Raw genomic sequence first — 23,380 nt, forward strand, 5'->3', positions numbered from 1 at the left:
TCCCCCAGTGATCAACCGTTTTGCCTGACGACCATAGCGGTCTGGAACCACCTGATCCCATCCCGAACTCAGCCGTGAAACAGACCAGCGCCGATGGTAGTGTGGCTTCTGCCCATGTGAGAGTAGGTCATCGTCAGGCTCCTAATAAACAAGCCCCAGCATCTGTGATGTTGGGGCTTTTTTGTTTTGCACCAGAAAAGAGATGACCTACGGGAGTGTCCGCCCCGGTGCCGCAGGCAGAGCGAGCACGGCTCGCTCAGGGAAGGACGAGCGGACCGTCCCGGGTCCGCTCCGGGTTATCGTTGCAGTGCGAAGCGCTGCCGGCAGCAGGCAACTCCAAGACCCCCTGTGACAAGGCGTGCCACGCACGCCGCAGGACGCGGGAGCGCAGCGACGGCGGGCCCGAAGGGCCGAGCGCGACAGCGCGAGCAAAGTAGGTCATCCCGGCGCGCAGCGCCGGCCGGGGCCAATGCCTTTATTCGGTCAGTGTTGCACTGCCAAGCACACCAGGGCTATCTTCCCACTACCTGATATACTGTTTGCCATAAGCTCAACAATTTACTCCCGGAGCACCCATGCCCTCAACCGACCACCTTATCATCTTCGATACCACCCTTCGTGACGGCGAACAGAGCCCCGGCGCAACCATGACCAAGGGCGAAAAACTCCGTATCGCCCGTATTCTGGAAAAGCTCCGCGTTGATGTAATTGAGGCCGGCTTTGCGATTGCCAGCCAGGGTGACTTCGAGGCAGTGAAGTCTATCGCCGAAAATATCAAAGACTCCACTGTATGCAGTCTTGCCCGCGCCATGGACAAGGATATTGACCGTGCGGCCGAGGCGGTCAGGCCGGCAGCCCGGTCACGCATCCATACCTTTATAGCGACATCGCCCATTCACATGAAGCACAAGCTGCAGATGCAGCCTGATGAAGTCGTTGAACAGGCGGTCCGTTCAATCAAACGTGCCCGCAGTCACGTCGACGACGTGGAGTTTTCCTGCGAAGACGCTGGCCGCTCGGAGCTGGATTTTCTGTGCCGGGTTATCGAGGCGGCGATAGATGCCGGAGCCAGTACCATCAATATTCCGGATACCGTCGGGTATGCGATTCCGGAACAGTTTGGTGAGACCATCAGACAGCTTCTGAACCGCATTCCGAATGCGGATAAGGCCGTCTTTTCGGTGCACTGCCACAACGATCTCGGTCTTGCTGTGGCCAATTCGCTCGCCGCTGTCAGCCACGGTGCGCGCCAGGTGGAATGTACCATCAATGGCCTGGGTGAGCGCGCCGGTAATGCTGCATTGGAAGAGATCGTGATGGCGGTTCGCACCCGCCAGGATCTGTATACCATCGATACCCGCATTGACACCCGGCATATTGTCCCCGCTTCCCGTCTGGTATCCACAATTACCGGGTTCCCGGTCCAGCCCAACAAAGCGATCGTCGGCGCCAACGCGTTCGCCCATGAGTCCGGCATTCATCAGGACGGGGTGCTGAAGCATCGCGAAACCTATGAAATCATGCGGGCTCAGGATGTTGGCTGGCACACCAATAGTCTGGTTCTGGGCAAGCACTCGGGCCGTAACGCCTTCCGCTCCAGGCTGCTGGAACTGGGTATTCAGTTCGATACAGATACCGAGCTCAATGAGGCCTTTACCCGTTTCAAGGCCATGGCCGACCTCAAGCATGAAATCTTTGACGAGGACCTGCAGGCGATTGCCAGTGATACCCGGCAGAAAGAAGAAGAAGGTCGCTTCGGGCTTGTCTGCATGCAGGTCTGTTCGGAAACCGGTGTTGTACCCCGCGCGCTTCTGACCCTTACGATGGATGGTGAGGAACACAAGGTGGAGGGTGAAGGCAGCGGTCCGGTGGATGCAACCTTCAAGGCCATCGAGTCGCTTGTCGACTCCGGTTGCAACCTGCAGCTGTACTCGGTAAACAACATTACCAGCGGCACTGACGCCCAGGGCGAGGTCACGGTCCGCCTTGAACGCGGCGGGCGGATCGTCAACGGTATCGGGGCTGATACCGATATCATCATTGCCTCGGCCAAGGCTTACATTGAAGCCCTGAATCTGATCAGCCGTGGCGCTGAGCGCCGGCATCCGCAAGGTGCTGACGTGTAATGACCGGCTCGGAAACTCACCGGCAATTCTATCTGAACACCGCGGGTATCCGGATGTGGTACGCCAGGCGTCCTTTGCCCGGGGCGGCTCCCAGCCCCGAGTATCAGTCTCTAGACGATACAGCGTGGCAGCAACCCGCCGCCAGTGGTGATGCCGGAGCTGGCCTGCCAGAGCAATCGCGGCCGAAAGAAGACAGTGGCTCCGGGGTTCATCGAACGGTCGATCTTCAGGCACTCATGGCCCCAACTGCGGAGGTCAGAAAACCAGAAGTGCCATTGCCTGCCAGACCTGACCCTGCGGCGGTACCCGAGGCTCCGCCCCCGATTGCGGAACCCCGGGCGGAACCTGTGGCGGAGGTGCCGGACTCTGTCGGCGAGTCAGCTATGCAAGACACCATTGCCGCGCATCTCGGTATCTGGCCCAGCGAAAGTTATTTGCTGATAAGCCAGTGGTCGGATGAGGCCGGCGAGCGCCTGCAGGATTCGCTGGCGAGAAATCTGCTCAGTGCCCTGCGCCAGGCTGACGTCGGAGACCGCCAGACGCTGAACTGGCCGGTGTTCCGGAATCCAGACATACCGGGCAATTCACCGGATGATTTGCGGGAAGTCCTGTCGCGGTTACTGTCTTCGTACCAGGCTCAATCGATCATTCTGCTGGGTGTACTATGCGGCGAACAGGAAGAACGAAGACAGCATTGTCTGAGGCCGGTTCTGGAGCGGGTTGGTGTGGATTTCCCGTACCCGCTGGCAGAACTGTCTTCAACACCTCACCATAAGCGGGAACTGTGGGCTGCGCTCAAATCCCGTTATCAGGCCTAGTCGGTCGTGTCTGCTTCTTACCGCGCGGTCGAATCCCTGAACCGCCGTGTGCGTGCACTCAGGGGCGAAGATTTGCCCGAGGTACTGGAGATCGAGCGCAGAGGTTATTCTTTTCCGTGGACCGAGGGCGTGTTCCGGGATTGTTTCCGGCCGGATTACCGGCTCTGGGGAATTCAGATCTCGACTGGTCTTGCCGGTTACGCAGTAGTCGCTTATATGGCGGATGAGGCTCATCTGTTGAATCTCTGTGTAGCCACTGGCTGTCGTCGGTCGGGACTGGCGCGCCATCTGCTGCGGCATCTGGTGGGTGAAGCCGCCAGGGACGGGATGACCCGGATACTTCTTGAGGTCCGGGTCAGTAACTGTTCGGCCACCGGTCTTTATCTGGCAGAGGGTTTTGTCGAGATTGGCCTCCGTCCCGGATACTATCCCTCCTCTTCCGGGCGCGAAGATGCGCGGGTACTGTCCCTGCAGCTTGCCGGTTGCGGTGTTTGAACGGGTCGCATGCAGGCTGATCCCGGAGCGGCACCGGTTCGCGTCAGTGCGCCAATATCTTTATAATGGCGTGTTTTTTCACACTATGCTCCAGTCGGGTTCTTGCCACTTATGACCAGTTTTTCCAGCCAAGTCGATAACCGTCGGACGTTTGCCATCATCTCTCACCCTGATGCCGGCAAGACCACCATTACCGAAAAGGTTCTGCTGTTTGGTCAGGCGCTTCAGAAGGCAGGTACGGTCAAGGGGAAAAAGTCCGGTCAGCATGCCAAGTCTGACTGGATGGACATGGAAAAAGAACGCGGTATTTCGGTGACTACCTCAGTCATGCAGTTTCCGTATGGTGGGCGACTGGTAAATCTGCTCGACACCCCGGGCCACGAAGATTTTTCCGAGGATACCTATCGCACACTGACGGCCGTTGATTCGTGTCTGATGGTTATTGACAGCGCCAAAGGTGTTGAGGAAAGAACCATCAAACTGATGGAAGTCACCCGGCTTCGGGATACACCGATCATTACTTTCATGAACAAACTGGACCGCGATACCCGTGACCCGGTCGAGTTGATGGACGAGGTTGAGGACGTTCTGAACATTGCCTGTGCGCCGATCACCTGGCCCATCGGAAATGGCAAGAATTTCAAAGGGGTGTATCACCTGATGCGGGATGAAATTGTTCTGTACCAATCGGGTCAGGGCCACACCATTCAGCAGGAGCGCGTCATCAGGGGGCTGAATAACCCGGAGCTTGAAGACGTCATCGGAACCTGGGCTTCCGAGCTCCGTGACGAGATCGAGCTGGTGAAAGGTGCATCCCACGATTTTGATCAGCAAGCCTTCCTCGCCGGTGAGTTGACCCCGGTGTTTTTCGGCACCGCGCTTGGCAACTTCGGTGTGGATCACATGCTTGACGGCCTGGTGGAATGGGCGCCCACGCCTCAGCCACGGGAGACGGATAAGCGCCTGGTGGAGCCTGCAGAAGAAGGCTTTTCCGGTTTTGTTTTCAAGATTCAGGCAAATATGGACCCCCAGCACCGTGATCGCGTGGCCTTCTTACGCATCGTTTCCGGGAAGTACACTCAGGGTATGAAGGCCCGTCATGTGCGCATTGCCAAGGAAGTGCGGTTCTCTGATGCGCTGACCTTTATGGCAGGCGACCGGGAGGCTGCAGGTGATGCCTATGCCGGCGATATTATCGGCCTGCATAATCACGGCACCATTCAACTGGGCGACACGTTCACGGCGGGTGAAGACATGAAGTTCAAGGGCATTCCGAACTTTGCACCTGAACTGTTCCGTCGCATTCGACTCAAGGATCCGCTGAAAGCCAAACAACTGCAGAAAGGCCTGATCCAGTTGGCGGAAGAGGGCGCGGTCCAGGTATTCCGCCCGCTTGCAAGCAATGACCTGATTGTCGGGGCTGTTGGCGTTCTGCAGTTTGATGTGGTGGTCAGTCGCCTGAAAAGCGAATACAAGGTCGATGCCATGTATGAGCCCATCAACGTGGCGACGGCCCGCTGGGTTACCAGCGATAACGAGCGTAAACTGGACGAGTTCGAGCGCAAGGCCAACGATAATCTGGCCCTGGACGGCAGCGACCGACTGGCATACATTGCTCCGACCATGGTAAACCTGCAGTTGGCCCAGGAACGGTATCCCGATATCCGGTTCCATAAAACCCGAGAGCACTGATTGCCCGGAGGGCGGCATGCGGTTTATTGATGCACACTGCCATTTTGACTTTCCCTGCTTTGACCATCGGAGAGAGTCGGTTCTTGAGGAAGCCCGAAGACTGGGGCTGTCGCATCTGGTGATTCCCGGTGTTCGCCGGGACGACTGGGACCGCGTGAGCCGCGTCGCATCCGAGTATGAGGGGCTTTACTACTGCCTTGGCATACATCCCTGGTATGTTGACGGGCATGCCCAGAGCGATCTCACCGCACTGGAACAGGCTTTCCAGAACCGTCCTGATCATTGCGTCGCGCTTGGTGAGTGCGGGCTTGACCGGCTTCATGGCAGTCTCGCGGACCAGACACCCTGGTTCGAGGCCCAGATAGAAATTGCCGCTCGTAACCATCTGCCCCTGGTGGTTCATTCCGTCAGAACCCACGACGAAGTTGCCGAAGCGCTCAAGCGCAAAAGATTTTCCGGCAGGGTACTGGTTCACGGTTTTGCCGGAAGTTATCAGCAGGCCTGTAAACTGGTGGATCTTGGCTGTTTTATTGGCGTTGGCGGGCTGGTGACGCAGGAGCGGGCGAAGAAAACCCGGGACACCCTGGCGCGGCTGCCGGTGGATTCGTTAATCCTGGAGACCGATGCCCCGGATATGTCACCTCAGGGTATTCAGCCGGGTGAGAATTCTCCGGTATATCTGACTCGCATCCTGGCTGCGCTCGCAGAGGTGCGCGGAGCCGATATCGATCAACTCGGGCGTGCCTTGCTATGCAATGTACAGCGGTTTTATGGCTGGGAGGAAGCAGCCCCGTCGGAGCGTTAACGCGGGGGTCGAGCCTGGCGCTGAACACCGATAGGTGAATTTCGAAACACCGCGGCATGGGGTTGGTTTTCTGATATTGTTCGGATATACTTCGCGCCCTGGCTTTTCAAGGCAATGATGTTATCTCAGCCCCGAATGACTTCAATGCCGCACACATACAGGTAAGAAACCTCCTGCGGATGCAAGGCATCACCGCTGGTGGTTTTTAACGTTTCTTATATAGCGTTCAAGGCGGAATCAATGAAGACTCTGAGTGCGAAACCAGAAACAGTAACACGTGACTGGTACGTTGTAGACGCAGCCGGCAAGACGCTGGGTCGTCTGTCAACAGAAATCGCCCGTCGTCTGCGGGGCAAGCATAAGCCTGAGTATACCCCCCATGTCGATACTGGCGATTACATTGTGGTTATCAATGCCAGCAAAGTGCGGGTTACCGGCAAAAAGGCATCGGCCAAGATGTACTACAGTCACACCGGCTTCCCGGGTGGAATCAAATCCATCAACTTCGAGAAGCTGATCGACAAGGCTCCTGAGCAGATCATACAGAAGTCTGTCAAAGGCATGCTTCCGAATGGCCCGCTTGGTCGCGCCATGTTCAAGAAGCTGAAAATTTTTGCCGGCGCTGAGCATCCTCACGCAGCCCAGCAGCCCAAAGAACTCGACATTTAACGGAAGGCGGATATGTCTGTAGCACAAAATTACGGTACTGGTCGCCGCAAAACATCCACGGCTCGAGTCTTTATCAAGCCGGGAAGCGGTAACATCTCTATCAACGGTCGATCCATTGACCAGTTTTTTGGTCGCGACACGTTGCGCATGATCGTTCGTCAGCCCCTCGTGGTTGCCGACTCCACTGATCGGTTTGATATCAATATCACCGTTAAAGGTGGTGGCAGCAGTGGCCAGGCGGGTGCAATCCGTCACGGCCTGACCCGCGCCCTGATGGATTACGACGAGACTCTGCGTCCTGCTTTGCGCAAGGAGGGTTACGTGACCCGTGACGCCCGCAAGGTTGAGCGTAAGAAAGTCGGGCTTCGCAAGGCACGCAAGCGTCCGCAGTTCTCCAAGCGTTAAGGTTGCTGGAAACCTGGGATGGATTGAAAGCCCGGCTGTGTGCCGGGTTTTTTGTTGTCTGGATACCGGGTTTGCCGGAGGTTTTTCGACAGTTTGTCGGCCAGTCTTGAACCTTTGTGACTTGTAAGGGCAGGGTAATTTCATTACCATCTAAGCGCTTATAATCTTGGGTGTGAAGGCCTTTTCGATATGCAGTTTTGAGCGAATCAAGCTGCACATCGCCTGATGGGAGAAAACCATAATGAATAATGGCGACGTTAGCCAAGGCAGGCGCCGGTTCTTGATCGGTGCTACGTCTGTGGTGGGTGGTGTCGGCGTCGTCGGCGCAGCCGTTCCTTTCGTGGCATCCTGGAATCCCAGTGCTAAAGCGGAAGCAGCGGGTGCGCCGGTCACCGTCAACATAAGTAAGCTTGAGCCGGGCCAGCAGATGGTTGTTGAGTGGCGCGGCAAACCGGTGTGGGTCATCCGTCGCACCGACGAAATGATCGAGAACATCCGGGAGTTGAGTGATCGGGTAAAGGATCCTCTTTCCGAGGAGGCGTCGCAGCCTGCCTACATTGACGGCGCCCTGCGTTCCATCAAGGAAGAGTATGCTGTGATTGTCGGCATCTGTACGCATCTCGGTTGCTCGCCGACCTTCCGGCCCGAGGTGGCCCCTGCTGATCTGGGCGAGAACTGGCTTGGCGGGTTTTACTGTGCTTGCCATGGTTCAAGATTTGATCTCGCTGGCCGTGTCTTTCCGAGTATGCCGGCACCAACGAATCTCGAGGTGCCTCCCTACCGCTTTGACGACGACAATACTTTGACTGTCGGTCTGGATCCTGAGGGGGCTGCGTAATGAACAAGCTACTTAACTGGGTCGATGAGCGCCTGCCAGTTGTCGATGCCTGGAACAAGCATCTGGGCAAATACTACGCGCCCAAAAACTTCAACGTGTGGTATTTCTTCGGTTCGCTGGCCATGCTGGTGCTGGTCAACCAGCTGATCACGGGTATCTGGCTGACCATGAGCTACAATCCGTCTGGCGAGGGAGCCTTTGCGTCGGTGGAATACATCATGCGTGATGTTCAGTGGGGCTGGCTGCTGCGTTACCTGCATTCCACCGGCGCCTCTGCGTTTTTCGTGGTGGTGTACCTCCACATGTTCCGCGGCTTGATGTATGGCTCGTACCAAAAACCCCGCGAACTGATCTGGATCTTCGGCATGCTGATCTATCTGGTGCTGATGGCAGAAGCCTTCATGGGTTACCTGCTGCCGTGGGGGCAGATGTCCTATTGGGGTGCTCAGGTTATCATTAACCTGTTCGGTGCCATTCCGGTGATCGGTGAAGATCTGTCACTGTGGATCCGCGGTGACTACCTGATCTCCGGTATCACCCTGAACCGCTTCTTTGCCTTGCATGTCGTAGCATTGCCGATCGTTCTTCTCGGTCTGGTTGTATTGCATATTCTTGCGCTGCACGAAGTGGGTTCCAATAACCCTGACGGTATCGATATCAAGAAGAACAAGGACGAAAACGGTGTGCCCAAAGACGGCATTCCATTCCACCCCTATTACACCGTGCACGACCTGATGGGGGTTGGCGTATTCTTCTTTATCTTCTTCATCGTAGTGTTCTTCTTCCCGGAGATGGGAGGACTGTTCCTTGAAAAGCCGAACTTCGAGCCGGCAAACCCTCTCAAAACGCCGGATCATATCGCACCAGTGTGGTACTTCACGCCGTTCTACGCGATGCTGCGGGCGGTCACAGTTGACCTCTTCGGCCTGGACGCCAAGTTCTGGGGCGTCGTGGTCATGGGTGGTGCCATTGCGATACTGTTTGTTGTCCCCTGGCTGGATAAAAGCCCGGTTCGCTCCATGCGTTACAAGGGTTGGCTGAGCAGGAGCGCCCTGGCAATCTTTGTGGTGAGCTTTATCATCCTGGGATATCTGGGCATCGTCCCGGCAACAGAGGGCCGTACAACCGTTGCGCAGATTCTGACAACGCTTTACTTTGCCTTTTTCATACTCATGCCGTTCTACACACGCATGGAAAAAACAAAGCCAGTGCCAGAGAGGGTGACAGGATAATGAAAAAGCTGATTATTGGTCTTTTCATCTCAATCCTGCCAGCCCTGACGCTGGCAGCAGCGGGCTCCGTTCCGCTGGACACCATGGAGCCTGATCACGCAGACAAGGTTTCTCTCCAGCGCGGTGCGGCGCTGTTCACAAACTATTGCATGGGTTGCCACTCAATGGAGTATGCGCGTTACAAGCGTGTGTCCGAAGACCTCGGCATCCCTCAGGAGCTCTACGAGGAAAACCTGATTTTCACCGGCGCCAAAATCGGTGAGCTGATGAAAATCTCCATGGACAAGGATATGGCTGCTGACTGGTTTGGTGCGCCGCCACCGGACCTGACCCTGGAAACCCGCCTGCGTGGTGAGGACTGGGTCTATTCCTATCTTCGTGGTTTCTACAAGGACGATTCCCGACCCCTCGGTGTCAATAATGTTGTCTTCGAAAACGTGGGCATGCCCCATGTGCTGGCAGACTTGCAGGGCCTGTGTGCCGTAGAGCCGGAGATTGGCACGGATGCCAGTGTTGACCCTCTCAGTGGTGATGTCCGCAACGGAGGTGTCTGTTCCGAGTGGGCATCTGAAGGCTCGATGACGCCTCAGGAATTCAACAGTGCAATGTACGACCTGACCAACTTCATGTCATACATGGGCGATCCGGTGAAGCTGGAGCGTCACAGACTGGGGATGTTTGTCCTGATCTTTGTCGCGATCTTCTTTATCTTCGCTTACCTGCTCAATCGTGAGTACTGGAAGGACGTCCACTGAGTTTTCAGGTATACTGCAGAAAATCTGGAGTCCAGCGGGTGCTATCAGCCTGCTGGACTTTTGCGTTTTTCAGGACAATTCGGTTAGCCAATTCGTGAGGTAGTTCTATGGGCGTTGTGACCAAACGGTCATCAATGACGTTTTTTTCGGACCCGGCCAGTCATTACAGCCACAGAGTCCGCATTGTACTGGCAGAAAAAGGTGTCACCGTTGATGTTGTCAATGTTGATCCCGACAACCCGCCCGGGGAACTCGCCGACCTCAATCCATACAATGCTCTGCCGACCCTGGTCGATCGTGATCTTGTTCTTTATGAACCCAATATCATGATGGAATATCTTGACGAGCGTTTTCCCCATCCTCCGCTACTGCCGGTTTATCCGGTAGCGCGGGCTAACAGCCGGCTGATGATTCACCGTATCCAGAAAGACTGGTGCGGGCTGGTTGACCAGATTCTGGCCCAGCCGGGTACCAAGGCTTCGGAAGTGGCGAGAAAAGAGCTTCGCGAGAGTCTGCTGGCAACGGCGCCGCTGTTTGGCGAGATGCCGTACTTTCTTTCTGAAGAGTTCACCATCGTGGACTGTTGTATTGCTCCCATTCTGTGGCGGTTGCCTGCACTGGGCATTGAACTTAACGACAAGCAGGGTAGACCTCTGCTCAAGTACATGGAAAGCATGTTTGCTCGTGAGGGGTTCAAAGCCAGCCTGTCTGACCTGGAAGAAGACATTCGCAACTGAAACGGAGCCTGAAAGGGGTTCGGGAGAAAGGCAGTGCCTGATAGCAAGATTACCATGACATCCAGTCGTCCTTACCTTGTGCGGGCCTTTAACGAATGGATTCTTGATAACGACTGCACCCCCTACATTGTGGTCGATGCAGGCGTTCAGGGTGTGCAGGTACCCACAGAACATGTGGCCAACGGCCAGATTGTGCTGAATGTCAGTCCCGGAGCCGTGCGTGGTCTGGTGGTTGGCAACGGTGCGCTGGAGTTCAGTGCCCGGTTCGGTGGTGTCCCCATGCAGGTTTTCATTCCCCTCCAGGCGGTAATGGCAATTTATGCCAAGGAAAACGGTGAGGGCATGGTGTTTGGCAGCGAACCTGGCTCTCCGGATCCGGACGGGTCCGGCCCCGAAGGAAAAGAACCCGGTAAGGGTGATGGCGGCAGTGGCGATCGGCCATCCGGCAAGCCGACCCTGAAGGTTGTCAGATAACCCCCTGAATCCCCCCGGATATTAAAAGCCAGTGACCGAAAAGTCAGTGACTGACTGACAAGGTCGCTGGCTTTTTTATCAGCTGCCAAAAATCTTGTCGTCGATCAGCGAGCAAAGTGCGTTGATGATCACCAGAAAGATGGGTGTTGCGTTGGCGGGAGAAAGATTGTCCAGAGAGATCTCGTGGTCCTCCGGATGTAATAGCGATGTTATGTCGGTTTTCTCTTTTGCGCTCAGGACCACCACCGTCATTTCCCGGTCGTGGGCAACCTGTATTGCCTGTATGAGATTTGCCTTGTGGCCGTCGTCGACAACCACAAGAAGAAGGTCGGAAGGCTTGCCGATGGCTCTGACCTGCCGCGAGAAAGTATCGTTAAACCGGTTGTCCCGACAGATCGCGGAGTAGGTTGTGGCGTCAGCGCCAAGATTTATCGCGGGCAACGCTGGTCTGTCCTGATCAAAACGGTTAAGCAGGGCGGTGCAGAAATACTGCGTCAGTATATTGGCATTGCCATTGGCACAGGTCAGTATTTTTCCATCCGCCAGCAAGGTGTTTACAAGGGCATCGGCGGCTCTGTCTATATTCCGGGCGGTTGAGCTGGCGGCATGGGCAACATGCTCCATATGGCTGGCGAAGCATTGGTTGATATGCTGGTCAGAGTTACTCATAGCAAGTGTCCCGTCTGGCTAATTCGTTGACCTACTGCGTCGCGCCCTTCGGGAGCCAGACGGGACACTAGGCCTGGATTGCATTTTTAATCCATTGTATCCGATATTGTTTGCTCTCACCCGGTGCAATTGCCACCACGTCAATACGGCAGTCAGCCTCCCACAGCCGGTGGCGATGCAGATAGAATTTTACCGCATTGAGCAGACGTTTCCGCTTGCCGGACGTAATGGATTCTGCGGCTCCGGCAAGACTGCCAGTGCCCCGATAGCGCACCTCGAAAAATACCAGGGTGTCGTGGTCCCGGCCGATCAGGTCAATTTCACCGCCCCGGTTATAAACATTCCTTTCCAGTACCTGAACGCCCTGCCTGGCCAAGTACCGGGCAGCAACGCCTTCAGCCTGGTTACCCAGGGCTTTTCGGGTGGGCCTGTTATCTTCCATAGTGCAGTGCCTGGTTACCGTCCGACGCTCTCCAGAAGCTGCTCAGCACTGGACGGTTGTTCCGCTTCTTTTCCGGACCTGGGCTGGGACGGCAGCAGATCAGGTACACCGTTTTCAAACCGGGCCCAGAGCTGCTCACGGTGAACGCTGCCGGTATCGTCCATGGTGAGTGTGCCGGTCTGACCATCGACATAGGCACCGTCCATAAACCGGAGCAGGGACAGCCGGGTGCTGAGCGTCCAGGCATCGGCGCCCATAGCAAACAGGCGTCCAAGCTGGCCTCTCAGCTCCGGCATGGCGCTGCGGACGGTTTCCCGGAACTCGTTGTCGGTGTCGAGAATCCAGGGCGTGTCGGTGAAGGTGACGCCGTTCAGATCGCGGTCACGGGAGGGGTCAGGACTGCCTTCATAAATCATGGAGGGAGAAAACACCGGCAGGTCACCCCCGAAATAGAAGGCAAAAAGCGGTTTGAACTGCCGCGCAATAGTTGGCTCCGCAACCATCAGGATACCGTCGGCATCCTGACGCCGCCTGGGCTCGAACTCGACATCGATTCCCGCGGTGCGCTCAACGTCAATGGCGCGGTTTCTGGAAACAGTGACGCCCAGCAAGTCGGCAGTGACGGCCCTGAGGTTGTCCTCGCGAAAGTAGCGCTCAATGTCCAGGGCAATTCCGCCCAGTTCATTCAGCCGCTCCAGCAGAGCCTGTTCCAGGCGGTCGCCCCAGTTGCCCATGGGTATAAGAGCCAGGATCTGTTCCACGTCGTTGGCGATCATGCGCTCGGCGATCTGTCGAGCCTCATCTTCTGCAGACAGGCCATACTGATAGAGTCCGCCCGGGGCCTGGATGCCGTCCGGCAGGTAGTTCAGACCCAGAACGGATACCGGCAGACTGTCCATCCTGGCGAGGGTGGCCAGGGCTTCTTTTTCCAGGGGGCCGACAATCAGATCGTACTCCTCGTCCACCAGTTCCTGGTAGATTTCGGCAAAAGGGCGGTCGGAAGTATCGATCACCCGGATACTGACCTTTGAGCGGTCGTTGGCTTCGTCCTCCAGATAGGCAGCAAAGAATCCGTCCCGGATAGCCGCGCCAGCGCTGGCCAATGCTCCTCCCAGGGGTAGTGCCATGGCGATTTTTTCAGGTCGGTTGTCGGCCAGACTGGCAATCAGGCGCAGGTCATCAGGCAGAATATCGGCGCCGGGATGGCCCGGCCAGTTGTTCTGCCAGCGACGTATCGCGCGCCCCTGCTGTTCAATGGTCAGACCGCTATCTCGCAGCACGCTTGCCAGTTCCAGCCAGCCCTGGGATTCGTATCCGATGGACCTTGCGGTCGCGCTGGCCAGGGTGCGGTCAGGCGTGTTCTTCAGGTTTTCCCAGATGCGGTTGTGTAACGACTGCACATCCGCTGTGGTATCGGACTCCGCCAGCAGAACCAGGGTCATGGCAGCCATTAACGGCCGGTCTGCCAGTTGGTAAAGCTCGGCCTGGAGGTTGCCCGCGCGGCCCAGTTCGTTTCTGTCGTAGTCGAGCAGGTCTTCCGGGTTGAGCCCGGATGCAATCTGCTGTGCCCAGTCGGCGTCCTCAAGTGCAATCGCAGCCTCCATGGCAAGCAGGCGCTGCCGATTGGCGTTGGCGGCACTGAGGCTGGAAAGCTGGTTGCTCTGAAGAATGGTTCTGGCGTCTTCGGCCTGCCGGCCTGCCAGAAACCGGTCGGCTTCCTGTAACAGGTAATTGTGGGCAAGGCCGCGATCGGATTCGCTTTCAGCCGCGCTCAGGGCCTCCCGGGCGTTCGGAGCGCTGAACGAATTCAGGTTGACGCTGGCACAACCGGATAGCAACAGAATAACGGCCATCAAAGCGGCTGAGGTTCGGAAGTTGAAACTGAATCTGGTCATGGATGGCTCGCAAAGACTCGGATAAATACGCTTGTTGTGCCGCGGTATCGGCTGCATCATGCCAAAAGACACCGGGCAAGTTTACCAGTTCCCGAGCTGTTTCACATGACGTCGATGTCATAAGCCCATTGATTACGAGGCAATTGTGAGTTCTGAATCTGCAAAATCTGAAGCCGGTGGTACGCTTTATATTGTTGCCACACCCATCGGTCACCTTGAGGATCTTTCCCCCAGGGCCGTCGCCGTGCTCAAAGCCGTCTCGCTGGTGGCAGCGGAGGATACCCGCCATAGTGGGCGTCTCCTGCAGGCGATGTCAGTCGATACCCCAATGCTGGCCCTGCATGATCATAACGAGCGGGACCGTGTGGTGAAGGTGCTTGACCGACTGGAGGAAGGCAGCGACGTTGCGCTGATTTCAGACGCAGGCACCCCGTTGATCTCTGATCCGGGATTCATCCTGGTACGCGCTGCCCGTGAACGGGGACTGAGGGTTTCACCGGTGCCGGGGCCCTGTGCCATTATTGCTGCGCTCTGTGCGGCCGGACTTCCGACCGACCGGTTTGCCTTTGAGGGATTTCTGCCAGCCAAAAAGGGCGCCCGGGCGGCAAAGCTGGAGCGGCTTGCTGAAGTAGTGCCAACGGTGGTTTGCTATGAATCACCCCATCGTATTCTCGATGCGGTCGCGGATATCGTGGCAACGATGGGGCCTGGCCGGGAAATCGTGATTGCCCGGGAGTTGACCAAAAGCTTTGAGACATTTTACGCGGGTGCGGCAGCGGATGTTCTACAGACGCTTCGGGACGATCCCCATGGCAGTCGCGGAGAATTCGTTATCATGATCCACGGGGCACAGAAAGAAGCGGCCGATACGGCAATGGAAGAAGCTGACCGGCTACTGAAACTGCTTTTGATGGAATTGCCCGTAAAGAAGGCCGCGAAACTGGTTTCTGAAATCACCGGCAAGGCCAAGAATGAACTTTATCAAAGGGCGCTTGCTTTAAAGGATGCCTGATGCTGGTCCTGGCTCTTTATCCGGCAGACGCGATGACGGTTTCCCTTGCCTGGGACTGCGCTCTGGCGTATTGTCACGCCCGAGCTCGCCAGACAGTCGCCGTCGGTTTTACCGGGGGAGGAAAGTCCGGGCTCCACAGGGCAAGGTGCCAGGTAACGCCTGGGCGGCGTGAGCCGACGGAAAGTGCAGCAGAAAGCAGACCGCCTAAGTGGCCGTGACACGTTCGCGGGCACCGGTAAGGGTGAAACGGTGCGGTAAGAGCGCACCGCGTGACTGGTAACAGTTCACGGCGATGGTAAACCCCACCTGGAGCAAGACCAAATAGGAATCCAATGGCGCGGCCCGCGCTGGATTCGGGTAGGTCGCTTGAGGTCTGTGGCAACGCAGACCCTAGATGAATGACTGTCCAAGACAGAACCCGGCTTATCGGCGAGCTCATTTTTCTACCCTCGCTATACACTTCACGTCTATCAAAAGCAGTTTTTTATAACCAAATAATCTTGTTCCTCACTTGTTATGTGCAAAGTTATCTGCAGGTATTTGATTTTTCGGTTTTTCTTGTCACATATCCGCCTCTGCTCCTTAATCTCTTACTGTAACCCACTGTCATTAAAGAAACTTTTCCTGCTCCCGCGCTGATTTTGCCGCTTGCATTGTGGATTGCGTGTTTCTATAGTGTGCATTAGTGGGAAAAAGTGGTTTCAAGTGGTTTTTTGTGGTTTCCGACCTCCGGAATGAGAGCAAATGAGTAATTTTCTTGGCAGTCATGCCATCAATATGGATGCGAAAGGTCGCCTGGCGATCCCCGCCAAGGTGCGCGAAGAACTCGCACATACCTGTGGTGGACGCATTGTATTGACGGCCAACGCCGATGAAGAGCGCTGTTTGCTGGTCTATCCCGAGCCCCAGTGGGAGGCGCTGAGACCACAGATTGAAGCTCTGCCCAACATGAACAGGGTAGCACGGCGCCTGCAGCGTTTGATGCTGGGTCATGCCACACCCCTGGAGCTGGATTCCGCCGGGCGTGTTCTGGTGCCGCCGACGCTTCGCAGTTATGCCCGGCTGGAGAAGAAGCTGATGCTGATCGGTCAGGGCAAAAAGCTCGAGCTCTGGAGCGAGGAGCGGTGGTTTGCATGGCTGGATGAGACGGACAGCGAAGACGAAATGCCACCAGAGATGGAGGCCCTGTCGCTATGACGGTCGAGCGCAGAGAGGGCTCGGCGGAACATTACCGCCACCGCTCTGTTCTGCTCGATTCCGCCGTAGAGCTGTTGGTCAGTGATTCCGCTGGTCGTTACGTCGATGGCACTTTTGGTCGCGGCGGCCACAGCCGCCTGATTCTTGCCCATCTTGATTCGGCCGGCGCGCTGCTGGGCATTGACAAGGATCCCCAGGCTATCGAGTCGGCGCAAAGTCTGTCGGAAGAGGACGGGCGTTTTCGCGTTTTTCACGGTTCTTTTGCCGAGCTCGGCCAGGCCATTGATCAGCAGGGCTGGTCTCTGGTCCACGGGATATTGCTTGACCTGGGCGTGTCCTCGCCGCAACTGGATGACGCAGAGCGGGGTTTCAGTTTTATGCGCAATGGCCCCCTGGATATGCGAATGAATCCGGAGCAGCCGCCCAGTGCCGCGCAATGGCTGGCTGAAGCGGACGAGCAGGAAATCGCCAATGTGATTTTCCGTTACGGCGACGAACGGTTTTCACGCCGGATTGCCCGGCGGATCGTGGAGCGCCGCAAAGAAAAAGCGCTGCAGACGACTTTTGAGCTTGCCGAGCTGGTTGCAGGGGCCGTTCCCAGAAAAGAAAAACACAAGCATCCCGCAACACGAACTTTCCAGGCGGTCCGGATCTTCATCAACCGGGAACTGGAAGATCTGGAGGCGGGGCTTGCAGCAGGTGCCAAACGACTCCTGCCCGGCGGCCGGCTGGTAGTGATCAGCTTTCATTCCCTGGAAGACCGGCTGGTAAAGCGCTTTATGAGAGACCTGGCCCGTGGTCCGCGGTTGCCGAAAGGTGTACCGGTTACTGCGGAACAGGAGGCATCCGGGTTTCGGCTTGTGCGCAAGGCGCTGAAAGCGGACGAGCAGGAAGTGAATGACAATGTGCGAGCCCGGAGTGCCGTTATGCGGGTACTCGAGCGCGTTTCCGACTCAGACGGAAGCCAGAGGAGCAACTAGCATGGGCGCCGTAGCAATAGAACCGAGAACCGGAACCAAAGCATCCGGCCTGAACAGGCAACGGGTCAGGGATGGCCTGTCGACGGCAGTACGTTTGTCCCGCCAGGTGTTTGTTGCGCTGCGACAGCCCCAGGCCGTTATTTCGGTCGTGTTGTTGGCGCTGCTGTTGATTTCGTCGCTTGGCGTGGTGGTCAGTGCCCACGAAAACCGCGAGCTGTTCAACACTCTGTCTCAGTTGCAGGCCGAGCGGGATGGATATCAGCGGGAATGGAGCCAGTTGCTGCTGGAACAGAGCGCGCTGAGCGCCCACGGACGGGTAGAGCGGTTGGCCTCTGAACGATTCGGCATGTCTGTACCAGGCAAAGAAGATGTCGTGTTAGTGCCGGTAATGGCTCCGATTGTCGTTTCCAGATAGCAAAACAATCAGCCCGAAGGTGAGATCAGTGTCGGATTCCGGGAATGCAACAATGGGCCAGAGACTGGTCGCGGGGCTCAAGGCCTGGCGATACGGCACAGTTCTGGGCGTGTTCCTGATGGTGGTTGCGGCGCTGGCGTGGCGCCTGCTTGATCTCCATGTGGTGGATCAGGAGTTTCTCCGCCAGCAGGGCGACGTGCGGACCATTCGGGTGGAGCAGATTGACGCTCACCGCGGTGTGGTCACCGATCGTTACGGCGAATCGCTGGCAGTCAGTACTCCGGTACAGACGCTGTGGATCAATCCTTCTGAAACCGATGCAGGTGACCCCAGGCTGACAGCGGTTGCCAGACAGTTGGGGCTCCGCGAGGGCGAGTTGCGGGCCCGGTTGCGCAAATATGCAAGCAGGGAGTTTCTCTATCTGCGCCGCAAGATCCAGCCGGAACTGGCCCGGGAGGTTATGGCTTTGGGCACTCCGGGAATCTACAGCCGCCAGGAGTATCGTCGTTACTATCCGGCCGGCGAGGTGACCTCCCATGTGGTGGGCTTTACCAACATTGATGAATTCGGCCAGGAAGGCATTGAGCTTGCGTATAACGACTGGCTGAGCGGCGAGCGCGGCAAGAAGCGGGTACTGAAGGATAACCGCGGTCGGGTCATCAAAGACCTTACGCTGATTCGCAATGCCCGGCCCGGGAAAAGCCTGGCACTGAGTATTGATCTTCGCCTGCAGTATCTGGCCTATCGGGAACTGAAAGCGGTCGTCAGCGCCCACAACGCCAGGGGCGGAACGCTGGTGATGCTGGATGTCGACTCCGGAGAGGTTCTGGCGATGGTGAATCAGGGCTCATATAACCCCAACGACCGCAGTCAGTTGAGCCCCGACCGCCTCCGTAACAAGGCGATTACCGACCTGTTCGAACCGGGCTCGACCATGAAGCCGCTGTCGATGGCCGCCGCTCTTGAGTCGGGGAGGTTCAAGGCGACCAACACGATCGATACCGACCCCGGTTTTCGGCGTTTCGGGAGGTTCACCATTCGCGACCACCGTAATTACGGTGTCATCAGTCTGACGGACGTGATTGCCAAATCCAGTAATGTTGGTATCAGCAAAATCGCGACCGACATTGGTGGCGATGTCATTCGGGATCTCTATGCCCGGCTCGGTTTCGGCCAGCCTACGGGTATTGGCTTTCCGGGCGAGGCGGTTGGTGTGCTTGCCGCTCCCCCGAAATGGCGTCCGGTCGAAGAGGCCACGCTGTCTTACGGTTATGGTATGAGCGTGAATGCTCTGCAACTGGCGCAGGCCTATATGGTGCTTGCCAATGGTGGCATTCGTTATCCGTTGAGCCTCCTGAAAGTGCAGGCAAAGCCGGTGGGGCAGCGTGTGCTGTCAGAGCAGGTGACATTCGATGTTCGCCAGATGTTGCGGGAAGTGGTCGAGAACGGTACCGGCAAACGAGCCCAGCCGGGTTTCTATTCTGCCGGCGGGAAAACCGGCACGGTGCATCTGGTCGGCAAAGATGGTTATGAAGACAGCCAGTACAAGGCAATCTTTGCCGGCATGGCGCCGATAGACGATCCAAGAATTGTAACCGTGGTGGCTGTAGACGCACCCCAGTCCGGTGAATACTACGGCGGTGAAGTGGCCGCGCCGGTATTTGCGCGGGTGATGGGGGGTGCGCTCAGGTTGCTGAACGTCAAGCCGGAACTGGAACTGGGGCAGACCAAAGCGTCTGAACCGGTATCCAGTGAGCGGGGTTAGGGGCATGTGCATGTCATCACTCCGGAGTCTGCTCGAGGGCGTGGCCGCCGTGCCCTCAGTGTTTGATGTGACCATTCATGGCCTGGCCACGGACAGTCGCAAGGTCTCTGCCGGTGATGCCTTCCTCGCGCTGGCGGGCAGCCGGACCCCGGCAGACCAGTATGTGGGCGAGGCAATCGCCGCTGGTGCGGCCGCGATTCTGCTGGAAACCGGCCAGGCCGGTGAATGCTACGAAAGGGCAGGCGCGCTGCTGGTTCCGGTGGAAAATCTGAAGGCCCGGCTGGGCATGATTGCTGATCGTTTTTACGAACATCCGTCCCAGCGGCTGCGGCTGATCGGCGTCACAGGCACCAATGGCAAAACCTCGGTATCACACTATATCGCCAGCTTGTTTCAGGAGACCGGCACTCCCTGTGGCGTCATCGGAACTCTCGGTTATGGCATGCCGGATGCCATGCAGGAGGCGTCACACACCACCCCGGATGTGGTCCAGGTCAACCGCGTGTTGTCGGACATTATTGCCCAGGGCGGCCGCGCGGCGGCCATGGAAGTTTCATCCCATGCTCTTGACCAGGGGCGGGTCGATGGTCTGAACATGACCGGTGCCGTGTTTACCAATCTGACCCGGGACCATCTCGATTACCACGGCTCAATGGCAGCCTACGGGGCCGCCAAGGCGCGACTGTTTGAGCGTGAAGAGCTTCACTTCGCGGTCATCAATTTTGATGACCCTTTTGGCCGCCAGCTTTATGAACAGCTGGACGGCAAGTGTGATCGGGTGCGTTTCAGCCTTCACGAGGCACAAACCGAGCTCTGGCTGACCGGGATCAGCCAGACCAATGATGGGTTCTCTGCATCGGTGGATGGCCTGTGGGGCGCTTTTGATATTTCTGCCTCGATTATGGGCAGCTTTAATGTCAGCAATCTGCTGGCATCCATGGCGGCAGTTCTGAGCCTGGGCGTGCCTGTTGAGAGGGTTCAGCTGGCAGTGAAACGTCTGGTGCCGCCGCCCGGCAGGCTGGAGCCGTTTACCGGTGGCAACGGGGTGCGTGTGATTGTGGATTACGCCCATACCGCGGACGCCCTCGAAAACGCACTGGCGGCTTTGCGGCCCCATGTCAGCGGCCGGTTGATCTGCGTGTTTGGTTGTGGCGGTGACCGTGATACCGGCAAGCGCCCGGCAATGGCCGCTGAAGCCGAGCGCGGCGCCGACCTGGTGTTCGTCACTGATGACAATCCGCGCAGCGAGGACCCGGCAGCCATTACCGACCAGATTCTTGCAGGTTTCGCGGCACCGGAGAAGGTGACTGTTATTCACGACCGTGCTGAGGCAATTCGCCAGGCAATTGCGGCCGCGGAGCCCGGAGATATCGTGTTGATCGCCGGCAAGGGCCATGAATCCTGGCAGGAAACAGCGGGCCAGCGCCTGCCATTCAGTGATGCCGGGCAGGTTCTTCATCTGCTTTCGCTGAACGGAGGCGCCGCATCATGATGTCTCCATTCACTCTCAGGCAGGCTCTTGAGTGGGTTGAAGGTCGGCCCTGCGGCGCCTGGCAGGACGATATCCGGTTTGCCAATGTGTCCACCGATACACGGAATATTGGCCCGGGCGATCTGTTTGTGGCGATCCGTGGTGACAACTTTGACGGCCACCGGTTTATTGAGTCCGCCCGCCAGGCCGGCGCTGTGGCGGCGGTTGTTGATCATGCCGATAACACCGTTCAACTGCCCCAGTTGGTGGTAACAGACACCATCGCGGCACTGGCAGCCATCGCGGCCGCCAACCGTAACCTCAGCAAGGCCCGTGTCGTGGCGGTCACCGGAAGCAGTGGGAAAACCACCGTGCGGGAAATGGTGGCGGCCATTCTCGGACGGATGGGTAATACCCTTGCAACCGAGGGCAATCTCAATAACCACATAGGCGTGCCGCTTACGCTTTTCCGCCTTGCTCCGGAGCACAGATACGCGGCGATAGAGCTTGGCGCCAGCGCTCTGGGTGAGATTGCGCATACAGTGGCAATCGTCAGGCCCGATGTTGCCATTCTCACTAACGCCGGCCAGGCCCATCTTGAAGGGTTTGGCAGTTACCAGAATATCATCCGGGCCAAGGGCGAGATTATCGACGGTCTCCCTGCCAACGGTGTAGCGGTCCTGAACATGGACGACCCGGCCTTTGATGCCTGGCACCAGCGTGCCGGGCAACGCAGTGTGAAATCCGTCAGTGGTCAGGGTCGGCGCGGCGCAGACTACCGGTCTGCTGACGTTCAGGTGGATGGTCCGGAAATGCGTTTTACGGCGCAGGGGCCTAACGGCTGGCAGTGCGATATCCGTTTGTCACTTCAGGGTGAGCACAACATTACCAATGCCCTGATGGCCATTGCTGCCGCCCAGACCGTTGGTGCCACCGATGACGCAATTGCGCGGGGGCTTGCCGGCCTGCAGGCGTTCAAGGGTCGTTTGCAGGCCCTGAAACTGACCTCCCGGTGGACGGTGATTGATGACAGTTACAACGCCAATCCGGCCTCCATGAAAGCAGCCATTGAGGTTCTTGCTGGCTACCCGGGAACTCGCTCGGCTGTTCTGGGCGCGATGGCAGAACTGGGTGAAGATCACACAGAGATGCACCGCGATATCGGCAGGTTTGCCCGCGCCCGGGGTGTTGACAGGCTGCTGGTCGTGGGCAGTGGGTGTGAAGGTTACGTGGAGGGGTATGGCGCCGCCACCGAGGTGTGTTCCAGCCATGATGAGGCTGTGTCTCGTCTGTTTGAAAGCAGTGCTGGTTCCCAGACGGTGCTGGTCAAAGGCTCGCGCAGTGCTGCCATGGACCGAGTGGTAGAGGGAATAAAACAAAAGGTGGATAACACATGCTGCTCTGGCTGACAGAGGTTCTATCACAATATTTCTCGGCGCTGACGGTTTTTCAGTACCTGACTCTGAGAGGCATTTTCGGGGTACTGACGGCGCTGTTGATCTCGCTTGTGATCGGACCGTTAATGATTCGCAAACTCAGTCAGTACCAGATCGGTCAGTCGGTTCGTGACGATGGCCCGCAGACGCACCTGAGCAAGGCCGGTACACCCACTATGGGTGGTGCGCTCATTCTGGTGGCGGTGGGTGTCAGTACACTCTTGTGGGCGGATCTGGCGAACCGGTATGTGTGGATAACGATTCTGGTGACCCTGTTGTTTGGTGCCATTGGCTGGGTTGATGACTATCGCAAAGTGGTGGAGCGTAACCCCCGCGGGTTGCCGGCCCGCTGGAAGTATTTCTGGCAATCGGTGATCGGTGCAGGGGCCGCCATCGCCCTGTTCTCGAGTTCGGTGCTGCCACAGGAGACGTCGCTTTACGTGCCTTTCTTTAAAGAGGTATCGCTGACTCTGGGCCCGGTGCTGTTTGTTCTGCTCAGCTACTTCGTGATTGTCGGCAGCAGCAATGCTGTCAATCTGACCGATGGTCTGGATGGCCTGGCCATCATGCCAACCGTGATGGTGGCGGCGGCCCTCGGTATTTTTGCCTATGCGTCCGGCCACTCAGAGTTTGCCAACTATCTGCTGATCCCGCATTTACCGGGAACCGGCGAGCTGATCGTGTTCTGTGGCGCGCTGGTGGGCGCCGGGCTTGGCTTTCTCTGGTTCAACACCTACCCGGCCCAGGTTTTCATGGGCGATGTGGGCGCCCTGGCGCTTGGCGCAGCGCTGGGGATTGTGGCGGTCATTGTCCGGCAGGAGATCGTGCTGTTTATCATGGGTGGTGTTTTTGTTATGGAAACCGTTTCCGTGATCCTGCAGGTGGCATCGTTCCGGCTCACCGGCCGGCGCATTTTCCGGATGGCACCGCTGCATCACCATTTTGAACTGAAAGGATGGCCGGAACCGCGCGTGATCGTGCGCTTCTGGGTTATCACCGTTGTGCTCGTGCTGGTCGGTCTTGCCAGCCTGAAACTCAGATAGGGGAACGCA

At 57.4% G+C, this 23,380-nt stretch carries 23 protein-coding genes, 1 rRNA gene and 1 other RNA gene; 22 read left to right on the plus strand and 3 right to left on the minus strand.

The annotated features are described in order from the left end of the window. Window positions 1–23: 23 nt before the first annotated feature. The 13 genes from rrf (at window position 24) to VJ956_RS01985 (ending at window position 11,046) form a co-directional block, all read left to right on the plus strand. Window positions 24–139: ribosomal RNA gene (gene rrf, locus VJ956_RS01925) — 5S ribosomal RNA — on the plus strand. Between the two features lie 436 nt (window positions 140–575). Beyond that, window positions 576–2,126 (plus strand): 2-isopropylmalate synthase, encoded by a 1,551-nt coding sequence (locus VJ956_RS01930; RefSeq protein ID WP_324081041.1) that lies wholly within the window; start codon window positions 576–578, stop codon window positions 2,124–2,126. Next, window positions 2,126–2,944, plus strand: coding sequence for a hypothetical protein (locus VJ956_RS01935; protein WP_324081043.1), 819 nt, complete (start codon window positions 2,126–2,128; stop codon window positions 2,942–2,944). Before VJ956_RS01930 ends, VJ956_RS01935 begins: the two co-directional genes overlap by 1 nt. Window positions 2,945–2,950: 6 nt before the next feature. Further along, a complete protein-coding gene (gene rimI, locus VJ956_RS01940) occupies window positions 2,951–3,439 on the plus strand; it encodes a ribosomal protein S18-alanine N-acetyltransferase (RefSeq protein ID WP_324081045.1) in 489 nt (162 codons plus the stop codon). A 111-nt stretch (window positions 3,440–3,550) separates the two neighbouring features. Beyond that, entirely contained in the window at window positions 3,551–5,131 is a 1,581-nt protein-coding gene (gene prfC, locus VJ956_RS01945; protein ID WP_324081047.1) for a peptide chain release factor 3, read from the plus strand. 16 nt (window positions 5,132–5,147) lie between these two features. Then, a complete protein-coding gene (locus tag VJ956_RS01950) occupies window positions 5,148–5,936 on the plus strand; it encodes a TatD family hydrolase (RefSeq protein WP_324081049.1) in 789 nt (262 codons plus the stop codon). Window positions 5,937–6,176: 240 nt separating this feature from the next. Further along, window positions 6,177–6,605, plus strand: coding sequence for a 50S ribosomal protein L13 (gene rplM, locus VJ956_RS01955; protein ID WP_324081051.1), 429 nt, complete (start codon window positions 6,177–6,179; stop codon window positions 6,603–6,605). A 12-nt stretch (window positions 6,606–6,617) separates the two neighbouring features. Next, window positions 6,618–7,010 carry a 30S ribosomal protein S9 gene (rpsI, locus tag VJ956_RS01960; protein WP_114613350.1) on the plus strand — a complete coding sequence of 131 codons (393 nt, stop codon included), beginning with the start codon at window positions 6,618–6,620 and terminating at the stop codon, window positions 7,008–7,010. A gap of 241 nt (window positions 7,011–7,251) precedes the next feature. Then, window positions 7,252–7,848: a ubiquinol-cytochrome c reductase iron-sulfur subunit gene (petA, locus tag VJ956_RS01965; RefSeq protein WP_324081055.1), complete on the plus strand. Its 597-nt coding sequence runs from the start codon at window positions 7,252–7,254 to the stop codon at window positions 7,846–7,848. Beyond that, the gene (locus tag VJ956_RS01970; protein ID WP_324081057.1) at window positions 7,848–9,080 is read left to right on the plus strand and encodes a cytochrome bc complex cytochrome b subunit; all 1,233 of its coding nucleotides are present in this window, start codon (window positions 7,848–7,850) and stop codon (window positions 9,078–9,080) included. Before petA ends, VJ956_RS01970 begins: the two co-directional genes overlap by 1 nt. Then, window positions 9,080–9,835, plus strand: coding sequence for a cytochrome c1 (locus tag VJ956_RS01975; protein ID WP_324081059.1), 756 nt, complete (start codon window positions 9,080–9,082; stop codon window positions 9,833–9,835). Before VJ956_RS01970 ends, VJ956_RS01975 begins: the two co-directional genes overlap by 1 nt. Before the next feature lie 107 nt (window positions 9,836–9,942). Continuing rightward, entirely contained in the window at window positions 9,943–10,572 is a 630-nt protein-coding gene (locus VJ956_RS01980; RefSeq protein ID WP_324081061.1) for a glutathione S-transferase N-terminal domain-containing protein, read from the plus strand. Window positions 10,573–10,626: 54 nt separating this feature from the next. After that, window positions 10,627–11,046: a ClpXP protease specificity-enhancing factor gene (locus VJ956_RS01985; protein WP_324081176.1), complete on the plus strand. Its 420-nt coding sequence runs from the start codon at window positions 10,627–10,629 to the stop codon at window positions 11,044–11,046. Window positions 11,047–11,124: 78 nt separating this feature from the next. Here the strand turns inward: VJ956_RS01985 and VJ956_RS01990 are convergent, their stop codons facing one another. From VJ956_RS01990 to VJ956_RS02000, 3 genes are all read right to left on the minus strand, one after another. Beyond that, window positions 11,125–11,715, minus strand: coding sequence for an SIS domain-containing protein (locus VJ956_RS01990; protein ID WP_324081063.1), 591 nt, complete (start codon window positions 11,713–11,715; stop codon window positions 11,125–11,127). 67 nt (window positions 11,716–11,782) lie between these two features. After that, a complete protein-coding gene (locus VJ956_RS01995) occupies window positions 11,783–12,157 on the minus strand; it encodes a YraN family protein (RefSeq protein WP_324081065.1) in 375 nt (124 codons plus the stop codon). A 14-nt stretch (window positions 12,158–12,171) separates the two neighbouring features. Beyond that, on the minus strand, window positions 12,172–14,052 hold the full coding sequence (locus VJ956_RS02000; RefSeq protein WP_324081067.1) for a penicillin-binding protein activator: 1,881 nt from the start codon (window positions 14,050–14,052) through the stop codon (window positions 12,172–12,174). Between the two features lie 145 nt (window positions 14,053–14,197). Between VJ956_RS02000 and rsmI the strand changes: the two genes are divergently transcribed. The 9 genes from rsmI (at window position 14,198) to mraY (ending at window position 23,371) form a co-directional block, all read left to right on the plus strand. Then, the gene (gene rsmI, locus VJ956_RS02005; RefSeq protein ID WP_414674360.1) at window positions 14,198–15,064 is read left to right on the plus strand and encodes a 16S rRNA (cytidine(1402)-2'-O)-methyltransferase; all 867 of its coding nucleotides are present in this window, start codon (window positions 14,198–14,200) and stop codon (window positions 15,062–15,064) included. A gap of 80 nt (window positions 15,065–15,144) precedes the next feature. Beyond that, an RNA gene (gene rnpB / locus VJ956_RS02010) (RNase P RNA component class A) lies at window positions 15,145–15,506 on the plus strand. Between the two features lie 302 nt (window positions 15,507–15,808). Then, on the plus strand, window positions 15,809–16,261 hold the full coding sequence (gene mraZ / locus VJ956_RS02015; protein ID WP_324081069.1) for a division/cell wall cluster transcriptional repressor MraZ: 453 nt from the start codon (window positions 15,809–15,811) through the stop codon (window positions 16,259–16,261). Further along, window positions 16,258–17,241: a 16S rRNA (cytosine(1402)-N(4))-methyltransferase RsmH gene (gene rsmH, locus VJ956_RS02020; protein ID WP_324081070.1), complete on the plus strand. Its 984-nt coding sequence runs from the start codon at window positions 16,258–16,260 to the stop codon at window positions 17,239–17,241. Before mraZ ends, rsmH begins: the two co-directional genes overlap by 4 nt. A gap of 1 nt (window position 17,242) precedes the next feature. After that, window positions 17,243–17,656: a cell division protein FtsL gene (gene ftsL, locus VJ956_RS02025; RefSeq protein WP_324081071.1), complete on the plus strand. Its 414-nt coding sequence runs from the start codon at window positions 17,243–17,245 to the stop codon at window positions 17,654–17,656. Between the two features lie 52 nt (window positions 17,657–17,708). Next, entirely contained in the window at window positions 17,709–19,421 is a 1,713-nt protein-coding gene (locus tag VJ956_RS02030; RefSeq protein ID WP_324081072.1) for a penicillin-binding protein 2, read from the plus strand. Window positions 19,422–19,425: 4 nt separating this feature from the next. Continuing rightward, window positions 19,426–20,913 (plus strand): UDP-N-acetylmuramoyl-L-alanyl-D-glutamate--2,6-diaminopimelate ligase, encoded by a 1,488-nt coding sequence (locus VJ956_RS02035; protein WP_324081073.1) that lies wholly within the window; start codon window positions 19,426–19,428, stop codon window positions 20,911–20,913. Continuing rightward, entirely contained in the window at window positions 20,910–22,301 is a 1,392-nt protein-coding gene (locus VJ956_RS02040) for a UDP-N-acetylmuramoyl-tripeptide--D-alanyl-D-alanine ligase (RefSeq protein ID WP_324081075.1), read from the plus strand. The genes VJ956_RS02035 and VJ956_RS02040 overlap by 4 nt, the downstream gene beginning before the upstream one ends. Further along, window positions 22,286–23,371 carry a phospho-N-acetylmuramoyl-pentapeptide-transferase gene (gene mraY / locus VJ956_RS02045; protein WP_324081077.1) on the plus strand — a complete coding sequence of 362 codons (1,086 nt, stop codon included), beginning with the start codon at window positions 22,286–22,288 and terminating at the stop codon, window positions 23,369–23,371. Before VJ956_RS02040 ends, mraY begins: the two co-directional genes overlap by 16 nt. The last annotated feature ends 9 nt before the right edge of the window (window positions 23,372–23,380 follow it).

This window comes from Marinobacter sp. (genome assembly GCF_035268745.1).
Lineage (GTDB): Bacteria > Pseudomonadota > Gammaproteobacteria > Pseudomonadales > Oleiphilaceae > Marinobacter.

Excerpts from the sequence above, each read along its gene's own strand:
- VJ956_RS02035 (WP_324081073.1), top strand. The coding sequence starts at position 19,426 with ATGTGCATGTCATCACTCCGGAGTCTGCTCGAGGGCGTGGCCGCCGTG.
- VJ956_RS02000 (WP_324081067.1), bottom strand. The coding sequence starts at position 14,052 with ATGACCAGATTCAGTTTCAACTTCCGAACCTCAGCCGCTTTGATGGCC.
- VJ956_RS01935 (WP_324081043.1), top strand. The coding sequence starts at position 2,126 with ATGACCGGCTCGGAAACTCACCGGCAATTCTATCTGAACACCGCGGGT.
- rplM (WP_324081051.1), top strand. The coding sequence starts at position 6,177 with ATGAAGACTCTGAGTGCGAAACCAGAAACAGTAACACGTGACTGGTAC.
- mraY (WP_324081077.1), top strand. The coding sequence starts at position 22,286 with ATGCTGCTCTGGCTGACAGAGGTTCTATCACAATATTTCTCGGCGCTG.
- VJ956_RS02030 (WP_324081072.1), top strand. The coding sequence starts at position 17,709 with ATGGGCCAGAGACTGGTCGCGGGGCTCAAGGCCTGGCGATACGGCACA.
- VJ956_RS01985 (WP_324081176.1), top strand. The coding sequence starts at position 10,627 with ATGACATCCAGTCGTCCTTACCTTGTGCGGGCCTTTAACGAATGGATT.
- VJ956_RS01930 (WP_324081041.1), top strand. The coding sequence starts at position 576 with ATGCCCTCAACCGACCACCTTATCATCTTCGATACCACCCTTCGTGAC.
- VJ956_RS01980 (WP_324081061.1), top strand. The coding sequence starts at position 9,943 with ATGGGCGTTGTGACCAAACGGTCATCAATGACGTTTTTTTCGGACCCG.
- petA (WP_324081055.1), top strand. The coding sequence starts at position 7,252 with ATGAATAATGGCGACGTTAGCCAAGGCAGGCGCCGGTTCTTGATCGGT.
- prfC (WP_324081047.1), top strand. The coding sequence starts at position 3,551 with ATGACCAGTTTTTCCAGCCAAGTCGATAACCGTCGGACGTTTGCCATC.
- VJ956_RS02040 (WP_324081075.1), top strand. The coding sequence starts at position 20,910 with ATGATGTCTCCATTCACTCTCAGGCAGGCTCTTGAGTGGGTTGAAGGT.
- rpsI (WP_114613350.1), top strand. The coding sequence starts at position 6,618 with ATGTCTGTAGCACAAAATTACGGTACTGGTCGCCGCAAAACATCCACG.
- rsmH (WP_324081070.1), top strand. The coding sequence starts at position 16,258 with ATGACGGTCGAGCGCAGAGAGGGCTCGGCGGAACATTACCGCCACCGC.
- VJ956_RS01975 (WP_324081059.1), top strand. The coding sequence starts at position 9,080 with ATGAAAAAGCTGATTATTGGTCTTTTCATCTCAATCCTGCCAGCCCTG.
- VJ956_RS01990 (WP_324081063.1), bottom strand. The coding sequence starts at position 11,715 with ATGAGTAACTCTGACCAGCATATCAACCAATGCTTCGCCAGCCATATG.
- mraZ (WP_324081069.1), top strand. The coding sequence starts at position 15,809 with ATGAGTAATTTTCTTGGCAGTCATGCCATCAATATGGATGCGAAAGGT.
- ftsL (WP_324081071.1), top strand. The coding sequence starts at position 17,243 with ATGGGCGCCGTAGCAATAGAACCGAGAACCGGAACCAAAGCATCCGGC.
- VJ956_RS01970 (WP_324081057.1), top strand. The coding sequence starts at position 7,848 with ATGAACAAGCTACTTAACTGGGTCGATGAGCGCCTGCCAGTTGTCGAT.
- VJ956_RS01995 (WP_324081065.1), bottom strand. The coding sequence starts at position 12,157 with ATGGAAGATAACAGGCCCACCCGAAAAGCCCTGGGTAACCAGGCTGAA.
- VJ956_RS01950 (WP_324081049.1), top strand. The coding sequence starts at position 5,148 with ATGCGGTTTATTGATGCACACTGCCATTTTGACTTTCCCTGCTTTGAC.